Below are 13,258 nucleotides of genomic sequence, written 5' to 3' on the forward strand. Positions count from 1 at the left end.
GGCCCAGCAGCGCCCCCGCAACGCCGACAAGCCCGCCACCACCGCAGCGCCGCCGCTGGCCCGGCTGGTCGCCGACCTGTCGCCGCTGCCGGCCATGCTGATGAACCACCGCTACGACATCCTGGCCTGGAACCGCGAAATGAAGAGGCCGCTACTGGTATTCGACACCCTGCCTCCGTCGCCGCGCAATGCGATGTGGCTGTGCCTGACGCATCCGGAGATACGCGAGTTCCACGTCGACCGCGAACGCGTCGTGCGGGAGGGGGTCGCCCCTCTGCGCGCTGCGTGGGCCGCGCATCCGGAGGGTCAGGCGTTGACCGACCTCATCGCCGAATTCACCACTCGTGACGAGGAATTCGCGCGATCGTGGGCAGAGCGAGACATCAAGGTCAACGGCCGCCGGCGCAAGGTGCTGCGGCATCCTGACGTCGGTGTGATCGCAGTGCGTTTCGAAGTGCTTACGCCACTTCAAGATCCGGACCAGCGGTTAGTGATCTACCGCGCCGCGGACGATGAAAGCCAGTCGGCATTGGACCGCTTGTGCGCACCGTGATGTCGAACCGTCCATTCGGGCACTGCGTCGTGCCCCGTGTACCACCAGGTACGACAAGCTTGCCGTCCGCTACGAGGCAACCGTGCTGGCCGCAGTCCTCAACAAATGGCTGTGACCAGCACTTTCGCAACAGTCCCTAAGCCCCTAAACCCCCTGAGCCCTACGGAGTACCCCGGAGGCGTAACACGCGGGGCCGGGCCGGTCATGAGGCCGGTCGGCCCCCGGCACTCCGGGCCTCAGCAGCCCGGCACCCGCTTGCCCGCCGCTCGGAGCGCTCCCACTGCCGCACGGATCGACGGACGGCGGTCGGCGTCCGCGCGCCAAATCGTGTACACGTGACGCCGCATGGTGTGACGTACGGGTACCACGCTCACTCCCTCCGGCACCGGGCCGCGGCCGAGACGCGGCGCCACCGCCACCCCCAGCCCGGAGGCGATCAAGGCGAGCTGAGTGTGATGCTCCTCTGCCATATGCGCGATACGCGGCTCGATTCCCTTGCCGCGCAAGGTGAACATCAGCCACTCATGGCAGAACTCCCCCTGCGGCCAGGAGATCCACTCGTCGTCCGCGAACTCCTCCAGCTCCACGGACCGGCGCTGGGCCAGCCGGTGATCCGACGGCATGGCCACATCGGCCGGATCATCGAGAAGCGGCGCCTTCGCCAGCCCCTCGGGCAGCGACAACGGCCGGTTGTACCAGTCCAGGACGACGCCCAGGTCGATGTCGCCGCGCACCACGCCCCGTACGGAATCGTCCGGCTCCATCTCCGTCAGCCGTGCGCGCAGTTGTGGATGCGCACTGCGCAGTTCGGCGAGCGCCGCGGGGAAGAGTCCGCGTGCCGCGGTGGGAAACGCGCCGATGCGCAGCTCACCCACGGCCTGGCCACGGTGCGCTTCCAGCTCGGCCTGAGCCAGCTCGACCTGGGAGAGGATGCGTGCGGCGTGATCGGCGAGCAATCGCCCCGCATCGGTAAGCCGCACCCCTCGCCCGTTCTTCGCCAGCAGCGGCTGTCCGGTCTCCCGCTCCAGCTTGGCGATCTGCTGCGATACCGCGGATGTCGTGACATGCAGTCCGTCGGCCGCCGCGCTGACCGAACCATGGCGGGCCACCGCGCTCAGCGTCCGTAGGCGATCAAGGTTCAACATATAAGCAATGCTAAGCGATACCGGCCACAAATACTCGCTTGTGCTACGCAGTGGTGCGCAGCATCGTAGAGGCCATGAGCACCGCCACCCGCGCAGCCGCCGCCTCCGCAAACGCAGAGCCTCCGGCCGCAGCCGCCGCCCCTCACCCCACCTCGACCCCATCGACCACGGCCCCGTCGACCTCTGCCGATGCCGGCAACGGCCCCACCCGCCGTCGCGCGTACGGCTGGCCGCTCCGCTTCGCGGTTCTCAGCCTGATCTGGGGCTTCAGCTTCCTTTTCATCAAGGTCGGCACCAACGGTTTCGCTCCGTTGCAGGTCACACTGGGCCGCGTCGGATTCGGCGCGGCCGTGCTGGTGGCGATGCTCGTGGTCAAGCGTCAGCGGCTACCGCGTTCCGCCAGGACCTGGGGTCACCTGACGGTCGCCGCGTTCTTCCTCAACGCCCTCCCGTTCTCCCTCTTCGCGTATGCCGAGCTGACGATCCCCTCCACACTTGCCGGCATCTGCAATGCCGCCTCTCCCCTCTGGGGCATGCTGCTCTCGGTGGTCGCACTTTCCGAGGACCGCCCCACCCGGCGCCGGGTCGCCGGACTGGGCATCGGCTTCCTGGGAGTCCTCACCGTCCTGGGCGCCTGGCAGGGCTTCGCGGGCACGGACCTGGCGGGGACCGCCATGGCGCTGGGCGCGTCACTCAGCTACGCCGTCGGCTGGATCTACGTACGCCGCACCCTGGCGGGCGTGCAGCACTCCCACCTTTCGATGTCGAGCGCGCAATTGCTGCTGGCCACCCTCCAACTGGCAGTGGTGACACCGCTGTTCACCTCCCTCCCGGCCTCCTACCCGGTCATCCCTCTCCTCGCCGTCGTCGCGCTCGGCGCCCTGGGCACCGGCTTCGCCTTCCTTCTGCAATACGGCCTGGTCGCCGAAATCGGCCCCACCACGGCCCAGATGGTCACCTACTTCATCCCTGTCATCGCCACCACCGCCGGTGTGGCACTCCTGGATGAACAACTGAGCTGGAACACACCCGTCGGCGCCATCATCGTCCTCGCCGGTGCTGCCCTCACCCAGAGCAAACCCCGCCGCAGCACCCGCTGAGCAACGGCGCTCCCGGCCCGGGCGGCCCTGGGGCCGGCCGGGCAGCTCCGGGCCTCCGCACGGCCCGGCCGCGACGCTCACCAAGGTGCTGCCAGTGGTGCGTGGCAGGATCTGACCCATGCTGCAGGTGTGCTTGAACGGGGCCCGCGATCGAGGTGAGTGCCGCACTCTCCCGGTGACGGCCGATGAGCTGGCCGCCGAGGCGAAGCGAGCCGTGGCGGCCGGCGCCGAGGACATTCACCTACACCCCAAGGACGCCGACGGTCACGATTCCCTCGCCCCCGGCCCGGTGGCTGAGGCAGTCACCGCCGTACGTGCTGTGGTGCCGAAGGAAGTACAGATCGGGGTCACCACGGGAGCATGGGCGGTTCCCGGACCACAGCAGCGAGCTGAACTCATCCGCTCCTGGTCGGTGCTACCTGATCACGCGTCGGTGAACTGGCATGAGGAAGGTGCTGAAACGGTGGCCGCTGTGCTGATGGCGCGTGGCATCGGCGTCGAGGCGGGCATCTACTCGGGTACCGAAGCTGCCCGCAGGTTCCTGGCTTCGCCACTGTCAGCCAGGGTGCTGCGGGTACTCGCCGAGGTCACCGACACCGACCCCAGGACTGCCGAGGCCACGGCTGCGCACCTGCTGAAGGAACTGGGTGACGACCTGACGGCCCCCGTACTGCTCCACGGGGAAGAAGGCGGCGCATGGCCGGTACTACGCGCTGCTGCACGCCTCGGCCTGGACTCCCGGATCGGCCTCGAGGATGTCCTGGTGCTGCCTGACGGCTCTACGCCTGCGGACAACGCCGCGCTGGTACGCGCCGCGCGCAGCCTTCTGCGGAGGGGGCAGGCCAGCGAGAGCCGGTGAGCCATGCCTTCACATGGAGCCCGAACCCGTCCACTGGAGCCAGGCACTGGTGTGTGCGCAGCGCTGGGCCGTGTCCACACAGTCCCGCCTGGCTCGCGGCGCTCCCCCTCCCTCTCCACCACCCCTGGGAGGCGCCCCCAGGAACGCACTCCCCCAGAGGGACACCCCAGCTCGTTGTCAGCATCGTCCACATGGACCCGCGACCAAGACCTCCCACCGCCCCTCCGCCTTGCGATCGCGCGCAGCCTCCGAACACCGCTCCAAGCAGAGACGGAGCAAGCGCAACGAGCGCTGAGCACCAGGCGCCACGGACCCAGCCCACGGGCGGACGGCGGGACTGTGCAAGCACGGCCTGGAGGCGATGCGCATGGGACGAGAACCCGCCCAACGCCGCCCGGACCCACCAACCCGCTAGCCGCGTCGGCCGGCGGGCGAACACATCGACAGCCCCGGCACTCCTCCGGGACCCCGCCCACCTGAATGCCTGGTCAACCACCCCACCCAGGCGATCGGCCGACCAGGCAGCCGGCTCGGCCGCTCTCACTCATACCGGCGCGCCTCCCTCCTCCCCGTCACCGCGGCGACGGCGTCCGCCACCGGCGTGATGTCGTCGTCGGTCAGCCCGGAGACGGTGATCCGGACACCCGGCGGGGACTGCATGCGGAAGCGGGCGCCGGGGGCCACGGCCCAGCCGGAGTGAAGGAGCCGGGCCACCGCACCGGTCTCGTCCGGGACCGGCACCCAGACGTTCATTCCGCTACGCCCCCGGGAGGGCACACCTCGCTCGGCCAGCTCTCGTATCAGGGCGTCCCGGCGCCGGCCGTACGCCCGCGACACCGCTCTCGGGTCGACCGCTGACGTACGCCACAGGTGGGCCACCGCGTCCTGCAGGAGATGGCTGACCCATCCCGGACCAAGGCGCTGGCGTCCGCGCACCCGGTCGACCGTCACCGCGTCGCCGGTGAGGACGGCCAGCCGCAGGTCCGGGCCGTACGCCTTGGCCGTCGAGCGCACCAGCACCCAATGGTCCGTGACACCGGAGAGCGGATGCAGCGGCAGATCGACGATGCCGTGCCCGTGGTCGTCCTCGATGAGCAGGACATCGGGGCGCTCGGCGAGCAGCGTACGGAGCGAGGCGGCGCGCTCGCTGCTGATGGCCGCGCCCGTAGGGTTCTGCGCGCGGTCGGTGACGACGACCGCCCTGGCGCCCTCCTGGATGGCGCGCGCCAGCTGCTCGGTCAGCGGCCCTTCGTCGTCGACACCGACCGGTGCGGGGCGCAGTCCGAGCGCCGGAATCAGGTCCAGCAGACTGCCCCACCCGGGATCCTCCACGGCCACGACATCGCCGGGCCGTAGATGAGCGGAGAGCACCCTCTCCATGGCGTCGAGTGAGCCGCTCGTGACGGCGACCGGACCGCCCGTCACTCCGTCGGCGTCGAATGCGGAGCGGGCCAGCGCGGCGAGGTCGTCGTCGACGGCGGGCGCGCCGTACAGCACGGGCCGTCTCGCGCTGCGCGCCGCCGCCTCGGCGAGCGCCCGCTCCAGCGGAGGCAGCAGGGCCGGATCGGGATTGCCGTCCGAGGCGTCCCGCACTCCGGGCGGGACCTCCACCCGCAGCGCCTCGCGCGGCGTACTGGCCGGCCGGGAGCGCACGCGACTGCCGCGCCGACCCGAGGTCTCGATCACACCCCGGTCACGCAGCGTGCGGTACGCGGCCGCGACCGTATTCGGATTGACCTCCAGATAGACCGCCAACTCCCTGAGCGGGGGCAGCACTTCGCCCGGTTGGAGCTCGCCCGCACCGACGGCCCGCTCGACACTGGCGGCAATTTCTGATGCGCGCCGCCCTTCGATCCGATACTCTCCTAGCACAAACAAGATTATGCACTAGTGCAATGGAGATCGCAATGGCATCCGCCGAGTCGTACGCCCGAACCGAGCGCACGATCCCCACCCGCGCCCGTGAGCGCGCCTCCTACGACCATGCGACGGTGCACGCGATCCTCGACGAGGGATACGTCTGCCACCTGGGCTTTGTCCGTGAAGGCGTACCGGTCGTCCTGCCCACGCTCTACGGCCGAATCGGCGACCGGCTCTACCTCCACGGCTCGACGGGTTCGCGTCCGCTGCGGATGGCGGGCACGCAGGCGGACCCCGGCCTGGACGTCTGCGTCACCGTCACCCACGTGGACGGCCTGGTCCTGGCCAAGTCGGCCTTCCACCACTCCATCAACTACCGCTCCGTCGTGGTCCACGGCACCGCACATCAGGTGACGGACGAGGACGAGAAGACGACCGCGCTCGACGCCCTGGTCGACCAGGTCCTGCTGGGACGCGCCGCGGACTCCCGCCCGGCCAACGCGAAGGAGCTGGCCGCCACGGCCGTGATCAGCCTCGACCTGCGGGAGGTCTCCGCCAAGATCCGTAGCGGCGGCCCCAACGACGAACCGGAGGACCTCGCGCTGCCGTACTGGAGCGGCGTCCTTCCGGTGGCCCCGACGTACGGCGCCCCGATACCGGCGGACGACCTCGCGCCCGGCACCGCCCAGCCGGCATACCTCTCCGCCCGCTGAGGACCGCGATGCTGATCCACCCCTGGGACGCGCCCACCGACGACACCGAGTGGCAGCGCTTCCTCGCCACACACGATTTCGGGCAGCTGGCCGCCAACGGGCGGCCGGGCGAGCCGCCGATGCTCCAGCCCCTGCACTTCGCCTACGACCGGGACCGCCGCGAGGCCGTGACGCACCTTGCCCGCCCCCACCCCATCTGGGGCGCGCTGGAGGACCGGCCGACGGTCCTGCTGAGTGTGGTCGACGACTACGCGTTCATCCCGGGCCCCTGGCAGGCGACCGAGGACCAGCCGCCCGAGCACGGCGTCCCCACCAGCTTCTATGCCGCGATCCAGCTCACCTGCACGGCCCATATCGTGGACGACCCCGAGGCCAAGGCTGAGCTGCTGCGCCAGCAGGTGGGGCACTTCCAGCCGGCCGGCGGCTCGGCCCCGGTCATCGCGGGAGAGGCGCCCTACGGACGGCTGCTGTCCGGGATCCGAGGTCTGCGCCTGGAAGTGCGGGAGGTCCGCGCCAAGTTCAAGTACGGAGGAAAGCGGAGCGAGGAGGTCCAGCAACGCGTCTCGGAACGCCTCGCCGAACGCGACGGCCCCGGCGACGCAGCGGCCCGCACCCACCAGCAACGCCGCCTGAACGCCCGGGCCACCCCGGCGTCCGACAGTGTGAGGTGAGCGGTGGGCCCTGGGCGGTCAAGCGATTCGCGGTGAAAGAGGTGCGCGGCGAGCGGCGAAGCCGGCCTCGCGCAGTCATCTCCGCGACCTGGCATCCGCCTCCGGAACGCAGGAGCCCTCTCCGAGCCCTAGCCGGTCGCCCGGGACGTACAAGGAGGGCGGGGGTTCGCCGCGGAGGGTCGCGTCCCCCTGTGCACTCGCCGGTCGGCGCCGGGCCGACGGCCGCCGCTGCCGCCCTCCCCGCGTTCCGTTCCTTGGAACCCGGCGTCCGGGCTACGCGGTGCCGGGAGCCGGCAGAGCCCCACGCATGATCGCCCCCCTACGAGGCGGGCGTTTCCGCCGACACATCGTCCCGAGGGCGCGCCTGAGGCGCAGCCTCTACGGCGACCGCGGGGTGCGGTGTGGCCGCCTCCGGCACCGCGTCGCCCGTGGAGCGCGGCCCGCCGCGCTCCACGATGTGCGGCTCGGCGGGGGCCTTGGGCGTGGCCGACTGCGCGATGAACGCGCCGACCAGTACCACCACGCCGCCCAGGATCTGCGGTGCGAAGAGATGCTCCCCGAGCAGCACCCAGGCCAGGATCGTCGCGATCACCGCCTCCAGGCAGGCAACCACCCCGGCCACCTGCGGCGAGAGCCGGCGAATCGATACGACGCCGGTGAGGTAGGCGGCCACCGTCGCGATCAGGACGATCCAGGCGAGCAGCAGGACGGCCGGCACCTCGGTGCCGTTCATGTCCGCGTTGCCGCCGAGCACCGTCCACCGCATCTCCCAGGGCTGGGCGATCACGGTGAGCACGGCGGCACCGATCAGCAGTCCGTAGGCGATCACGCCGAGCGGGTCCACCGCGTCGTCGCCGTCGCTGCCGTGGTCGGACAGCACGAAGTAGCCGACCTGGCAGCAGGCGGCCCCCAGCGCGAGCACGAGACCGATCACGTCGAAGCTCAGCCCCGACCACACCTCGACGACACAGGCCAGTCCACCGACGGCCAGGACGACGCCGACAGCAGCCGCGCGGGTCACCGGCCGTTTCTGGACGAAGCGCACCCACCCCAGGACAAGGGCGGGCGCGAGGTATTCGATGAGCAGCGCGACCCCGACGGGTATGCGGGAGAGCGAGGCGAAGTAGCAGGCCTGGACGCCGGCGACGGCGAGCAGGCCGAAACCGGCGAGCAGTGCGGGCCGACGCCGCGGCAGATCGCGGTGGCGCCAGGCGACGGGCAGCATCACCAGCGCGGCGCCGACGACGCGCAGCCAGGTGACGTGCAGTGGTTCGAGTCCGGCCTCGATCAATGGTTTGGCGGCGACGCCGGAACCGCCGAAGGCGACGGCGGAGAGCAGTGCGATGCCCAGTCCGGCGCGGCGGCCCCCGGGGGAACCGACGCCCCGGGGCCCGGAGGCGGAGTGCGGCTGCTGGGCCCCCCGGGGGCCTGTGGTTCCCTGGCCCGGACCGGTCGAAGGACCGGGCGGGCTCGCCGATGACGCGTGCATCGGGTCATCATGACAGCCACCGTCAGCAGCGTCATCCCTGATACCCCTGTCCGTTCGCCGGCGCGGGACTGTCGTTTCCCCGGCGCGACAGGGCCTCCCGCCGCCACAGCGGTCACAGGCTTCCAGGCCGTCACAACGACACAGCCATCACAGCCGTCGGAGCCCTCGGACCAGTGCCGGAACGCGTCAGTCCCGGCCGGCGCGCTCGCCGTCCAGGCGGGCGGCCAGCAGGGCGGTGTCAACAGATGCCCGGCGCAGGACTTCGACGGCGCGGGAATCCGGGTCGCCCACCAGGGCGGCGAGCAGGTCGAGGCAGTCGGCACAGGTGGCGTACCGGGCATGGGCGCGGTCGAGCGCACCGTCCATGGCGGCTGCCGCGGCGGGTGACCACCCGGGGACGACTCCCTCGGCGACCAAGGGGACCGCGCCGGAGTCCTCGACGGTGCCGTGCCACTGGAGTCCGTAGCCGATGCTGCGCTGAACGAGGTAGCCCAGCAGCCGTGCGACCTGCGGCCCGTTACCGAAGGAGGCGCGCACCGCGGGGTCCGACTCCAGGAGGCCATGCAGAAGATGCGCGGTGTCGACCTGCCGGTCGCCGTCGCGGGTGGCTCGCCTGCGGGCAGCGGAGACCACCGACGCCAGCTCGACGGTGAGCCGGCCTTCGAGATCCACCTGGGCGGGGCCGTCGCCGCCGCAATACGCAGTACCGTTTTGCACGGTTCCACCCCACCAGGCACCCGAGGGCCACACCATCCCCGGCGGGAAGCATTTGCGCATCCCACGCTGGTTGGGCACGGCGACGCCCGACTCATCCTTACGGAGGAGACAGGGCGAAAGCGTGGAGGCCGGACACAGGGAGTGCGGGACGAGAGCGTGCGTCGGTGCCGAGCCGACCGGTACGCGTACGCGGGCGCGCGTCGGCATCACGCGCCCGCGCGCGGCAACCGGCGGCCACGCGCGGCACGTCCTTCCCTACAGGAACCACCCCCGCCCCATCCCATCCACCTCATCCACCCCGTCCGTCCCGTCCATCCCGACACCTCCTCGGCGAAGGATTTCGATGGCCACCCGACCGCTGCTGTTCCTCGACATCGACGGTGTGCTCAACCCGGTCCTGCCCACCCCCGGTTTCACCGCGCACGACCTGCTGGACCACACCGTGCTGCTCTCCGTCCACCACGCCGACTGGCTGCGCGAGCTGTCCGGCACATACGAACTCGTCTGGGCCACGACCTGGGAACACCACGCCAACACCCACATCGCCCCGCTGCTGGAGCTGCCCGCCTTGCCGGTCGTCGCGTTCACCGGCTACCGCAGCAGGCCCGACGACCCGCAATTCGAGGGGGTGGAGAGCCTGTTGGGGCGCAAGTGGGCGCCGTTGCTGCGGTATGCGGAGGGTCGACCGTTCGCCTGGGTGGACGATGTGATGCCCGACAGCTTGGTGCGGAGCAGTCGTTGGCGGCCGGACCGGCTGCTGTTGCCCGTCGATCCGGCACGTGGCCTGCGCCGTCACCATGTGGACCGATTGCTCTCCGGTCCGCCGCGGGCGCCCCGGCGCTTCAAGCTGACGCTACGTCAGAAATGATGCGCCGCCGGTATTGAACCTTCACCCCCGCGCGGATACGTTCCCCGGCACAGCCAGGGACAGTCACCGAAGGGGTGGTCGCATGGCCGAAGTCACCGCTCAGGCCCGCATCGAGGCACCGGCCGAGCAGGTCTGGGACCGGCTCACCGACTTCGACGCGTACGGACAGTGGAACGCCACCCACACCGGCTTCCCCAAGGGCGGACCGGAAACGCTGGCGGTGGGCGCCGGATACGAGGAGAACATGAAGCTCATGGGCTTCCCGGCAGAGGTGAACTGGACCGTGCGGGAGGTGGAGCCGGGCCGGCTCCTCGCCCTCCAGGGCAAGGGCCCCATGGGCGTCACCCTGGGAATGCGCTATTCACTCATCCCCGAGGGCGGGTCGACGACCGTCACGATCGACGGATCCTTCACCGGGGCCGCGGTGTCCTTGATGGGCGGCAAGCTGAAGGACTCGGCCGGCGCCGCCCTGAACCAGTCACTGCGCAACCTCGCCGGCCTGGTCACCTGAGACGCCGTACGCGTACGGCGCGGATCGGGACGGGTCGCGCCGGCCCGATGTCAGACGAAGGGGCCACGACCGGTCACCCGGCAGTGGCCCCACTCGCAGTCACCCCTCTTGGGCGCCGCCCCCGGCAGCACCCCTCCCGGGCGGCGCCCCGCCTCGGATCCACACCCGAGCCGAACGGTAAGTCAGTCCTCTTCGGCGAGGATCAGATACAGCTCCTTGCGTGCCTTGTTGACCACCGCCATCGCCTTCTCCCGCTGCTCGGGACTGCCGGTGGCCCAGACCTGGCGGAACGCTTCGACCAGGCCGCCGCCCGCCTTGCGGATCTCGTTCATGGCCTCCCAGTCGACGCCGCGCCCGGCGTCCTCCCAGGGCGCGTCCGAGCCGTTGTCGGCTTCGGAGCGTCCGGCGTCCGTCAGCGAGAAGAGCTTCTTGCCGCCGTCGCTGGCGTTGGTGATCAGCCCCTCGTCCTCCAGCAGCTGCAAGGTCGGGTAGACCGAGCCTGGACTGGGCTTCCACGCCCCGCCGCTGCGCTCGGCGATCTCCTGAATCATTTCGTAGCCGTGCATCGGACGGTCCTTGAGCAGCGCCAGGATCGAGGCGCGCACATCGCCGCGCCGCGCCCTGCCCCGAGGTCCGCCGCGGCCCCGGCCGCCGCCGAACGGAGGCCCGCCGAAGGGCGGTCCGAACCCGCCGAAAGCCGCGCGCCGCCTCTCGAAGCCGCCGGGAAAGTCACCTCGGCCGCCGTGACGTCCGGGGCCGCAGTGCTCGTGCCGGTGCTCATGTCCGTGGTCATTTCCTTGCGAACGCATGATGACGTTCCTTCCTTCATTGATCGGTCGCGATGCCTCAACGATATATCGGAACTGTTCGTCGAGCAATCCCTTTCGAGTGAGCGACCGCTCCCACTTCGGGTCCAATCACCTGAGATTGGCCTTGGCCTGCGGCTTTGTGGCCGCTCTACGCTCACGGCCATGAGGATTCGCATCGTCGACGCCTTCAGTGAGCGTCCGTTCGCCGGCAACCCCGCGGGAGTCGTGCTTCTCGACTCCGGCACCTTCCCCGATGACACCTGGCTGCAGCAGGTCGCCGCCGAGGTCAACCTCGCCGAAACCGCCTTCGCGCACCCGCTGCCCGAAGGCGGCGACGCCGACTGGGCACTGCGCTGGCTCACCCCGGCCACGGAGGTCGACATGTGCGGGCACGCGACCCTGGCCACCGCACACGTCCTGCACTCCACCGGCACGGCGACCGGCACGGTCCGCTTCCGCACCCGCAGCGGCGTGCTGACCACGACGGCAGGCGAAGGCGGAGCGATCACGATGGACTTCCCGACCGCGCCACTCACGCCGGTCGAGGTCCCGCTCGTCGTCGCGGACGCGCTGGGCACGGAGATCCGCTCCGCGCACGACACCGGCCCCCAGGTCGGCGATCTGCTGGTCGAACTGGCCGACGAGAAGTCCGTGCGGGCGCTGTCACCGGACTTCAGGGCGCTGGCCGGACGCGGCGGCCGGGGCGTCATCGCCACCGCGCCCGCCGAGGACCCCGAGGGTGGCTACGACTTCGTCTCGCGCTGCTTCTTCCCCGCCGTGGGAATCGACGAGGACTCCGTAACGGGCAGCGCGCACACCGCGCTCGCCCCGTTCTGGTCCGCGCGACTCGGGCGCGACAGCCTCGTCGGCCTGCAAGGGGGAGCCCGCACCGGCTTCGTACGCACCACGCTCCGTGGCGAACGCACCCTGCTGACCGGCACGGCCGTCACCGTCATCGACGGCGAGCTGCTGGCCACCGGCTGAACCCGGGCGGTCCACGCTCCGGACGAGTCAGGGGGCGGGGCACACAAGCGCCCCGCCCCTCCGCTCACGGTGTCGGCAGCCACCCCACCTTGCCCGCGAGCACCGCGTATCCCACGAACGCCACGATGTCGATGAGGGCATGTGCGGCGACCAGCGGGCCGACCCGCCCCCACCGCCGGTACAGCAGGACGAACAGGACGCCCATCACCAGGTTGCCGAAGAATCCACCGATGCCCTGGTAGAGGTGGTACGAACCGCGCAGCACCGAGCTGGCCGCCAGCGCCGCCATCGGCGCCCAGCCCAACTGCCCCAGCCTGCGCAGCAGATACCCGACGACGATGACTTCCTCCACCACGGCGTTCTGCACCGCGGACGCGATCAGCACCGGGATCTTCCACCACACGTCGGGCAGCGCCTCGGGGACCACCGTGAGATTGAATCCGGCCGTCCGCGCACCCAGGTAGAGCAGCAGGCCGCTGCCCCCGATGACGGCCGCCACCGCGGTGCCACGGCTCAGGTCGAAACCGGGCCGCCGCCGGTCGAAGCCGATCGCACGCAGCCCGCCGACGCGTTCGCGCAGCAGCAGATGCGCGACCAGCGCCACGGGCACCAGCGCGGTCGCGATACCGAACAGCTGCCAGGCGAGATCCAGCCATGGCCGGCCCGGCGCTTGCGACCCGTTGAGCGTGGCCGCCTGATCCTTGAGGCCGCCCGGCTTGGTCACCGAACCGAGGAAACTGATGAGCGCCGACACCGCGCTCGCACCGAGCGAGAGGGCGAGAACGAGCAGCGTCTCGCTGCGCAGAATGCGCCGGGCGGGCCCCTCGGCCGCCCCCGCGCCCACGCTCGTACCGGGTCCCTGACCTGGCACATCCGCATCTGCCACCGGACTTGTCTCCGACTGCACGGCTTCCTCCACTTCCGCAATTCCGCCTCTTCGCCACCACCGCCCCGCTAGGGTCTCGAAAGCAGGTACGAA

14 protein-coding genes are annotated in these 13,258 nt (G+C 70.8%); 8 read left to right on the forward strand and 6 right to left on the reverse strand.

Annotated features, from left to right (window positions below; translation table 11 throughout):
* Positions 1–94: 94 nt before the first annotated feature.
* Entirely contained in the window at positions 95–553 is a 459-nt protein-coding gene (locus ACH4FH_RS17690; protein ID WP_398556745.1) for a hypothetical protein, read from the forward strand.
* Positions 554–789: 236 nt separating this feature from the next.
* On the opposite strand, the gene ACH4FH_RS17695 is transcribed toward ACH4FH_RS17690, so the two are convergent.
* On the reverse strand, positions 790–1,698 hold the full coding sequence (locus tag ACH4FH_RS17695) for a LysR family transcriptional regulator (RefSeq protein ID WP_398556746.1): 909 nt from the start codon (positions 1,696–1,698) through the stop codon (positions 790–792).
* A 74-nt stretch (positions 1,699–1,772) separates the two neighbouring features.
* On the opposite strand from ACH4FH_RS17695, the gene ACH4FH_RS17700 reads away from it, so the two are divergent.
* Together ACH4FH_RS17700 and ACH4FH_RS17705 are read left to right on the forward strand one after the other, a co-directional pair.
* Complete coding sequence (locus ACH4FH_RS17700) at positions 1,773–2,798, forward strand: DMT family transporter (RefSeq protein WP_398556747.1); 1,026 nt, start codon at positions 1,773–1,775, stop codon at positions 2,796–2,798.
* Positions 2,799–2,916: 118 nt separating this feature from the next.
* Positions 2,917–3,657, forward strand: a complete 741-nt coding sequence (locus ACH4FH_RS17705; protein ID WP_398556748.1) for a 3-keto-5-aminohexanoate cleavage protein — start codon at positions 2,917–2,919, stop codon at positions 3,655–3,657.
* Positions 3,658–4,197: 540 nt separating this feature from the next.
* Here the strand turns inward: ACH4FH_RS17705 and ACH4FH_RS17710 are convergent.
* On the reverse strand, positions 4,198–5,529 hold the full coding sequence (locus ACH4FH_RS17710) for an aminotransferase class I/II-fold pyridoxal phosphate-dependent enzyme (RefSeq protein WP_398556749.1): 1,332 nt from the start codon (positions 5,527–5,529) through the stop codon (positions 4,198–4,200).
* A gap of 35 nt (positions 5,530–5,564) precedes the next feature.
* Here ACH4FH_RS17710 and ACH4FH_RS17715 point away from each other — a divergent pair, with 35 nt between their 5' ends.
* Positions 5,565–6,230, forward strand: a complete 666-nt coding sequence (locus ACH4FH_RS17715) for a pyridoxamine 5'-phosphate oxidase family protein (RefSeq protein WP_398556750.1) — start codon at positions 5,565–5,567, stop codon at positions 6,228–6,230.
* 8 nt (positions 6,231–6,238) lie between these two features.
* Entirely contained in the window at positions 6,239–6,901 is a 663-nt protein-coding gene (locus ACH4FH_RS17720) for an FMN-binding negative transcriptional regulator (protein WP_398556751.1), read from the forward strand.
* A 319-nt stretch (positions 6,902–7,220) separates the two neighbouring features.
* Here ACH4FH_RS17720 and ACH4FH_RS17725 read toward each other — a convergent pair whose 3' ends face one another.
* Together ACH4FH_RS17725 and ACH4FH_RS17730 are read right to left on the reverse strand one after the other, a co-directional pair.
* Positions 7,221–8,390 (reverse strand): EamA family transporter, encoded by a 1,170-nt coding sequence (locus ACH4FH_RS17725; protein ID WP_398556752.1) that lies wholly within the window; start codon positions 8,388–8,390, stop codon positions 7,221–7,223.
* A 186-nt stretch (positions 8,391–8,576) separates the two neighbouring features.
* Positions 8,577–9,107 carry a Clp protease N-terminal domain-containing protein gene (locus ACH4FH_RS17730; RefSeq protein WP_398556753.1) on the reverse strand — a complete coding sequence of 177 codons (531 nt, stop codon included), beginning with the start codon at positions 9,105–9,107 and terminating at the stop codon, positions 8,577–8,579.
* A gap of 343 nt (positions 9,108–9,450) precedes the next feature.
* Between ACH4FH_RS17730 and ACH4FH_RS17735 the strand changes: the two genes are divergently transcribed.
* On the forward strand, positions 9,451–9,975 hold the full coding sequence (locus tag ACH4FH_RS17735) for an HAD domain-containing protein (RefSeq protein WP_398556754.1): 525 nt from the start codon (positions 9,451–9,453) through the stop codon (positions 9,973–9,975).
* A gap of 82 nt (positions 9,976–10,057) precedes the next feature.
* On the forward strand, positions 10,058–10,486 hold the full coding sequence (locus ACH4FH_RS17740; RefSeq protein WP_398556755.1) for an SRPBCC family protein: 429 nt from the start codon (positions 10,058–10,060) through the stop codon (positions 10,484–10,486).
* Between the two features lie 182 nt (positions 10,487–10,668).
* On the opposite strand, the gene ACH4FH_RS17745 is transcribed toward ACH4FH_RS17740, so the two are convergent.
* On the reverse strand, positions 10,669–11,295 hold the full coding sequence (locus ACH4FH_RS17745; RefSeq protein ID WP_398556756.1) for a PadR family transcriptional regulator: 627 nt from the start codon (positions 11,293–11,295) through the stop codon (positions 10,669–10,671).
* A gap of 162 nt (positions 11,296–11,457) precedes the next feature.
* Between ACH4FH_RS17745 and ACH4FH_RS17750 the strand changes: the two genes are divergently transcribed.
* Positions 11,458–12,279 carry a PhzF family phenazine biosynthesis protein gene (locus tag ACH4FH_RS17750; RefSeq protein ID WP_398556757.1) on the forward strand — a complete coding sequence of 274 codons (822 nt, stop codon included), beginning with the start codon at positions 11,458–11,460 and terminating at the stop codon, positions 12,277–12,279.
* Between the two features lie 64 nt (positions 12,280–12,343).
* Here the strand turns inward: ACH4FH_RS17750 and ACH4FH_RS17755 are convergent, their stop codons facing one another.
* Complete coding sequence (locus ACH4FH_RS17755) at positions 12,344–13,150, reverse strand: CPBP family intramembrane glutamic endopeptidase (protein ID WP_398556790.1); 807 nt, start codon at positions 13,148–13,150, stop codon at positions 12,344–12,346.
* Positions 13,151–13,258 lie beyond the last annotated feature (108 nt).

The organism is Streptomyces sp. NPDC017993, from assembly GCF_044328065.1.
GTDB lineage: Bacteria > Actinomycetota > Actinomycetes > Streptomycetales > Streptomycetaceae > Streptomyces.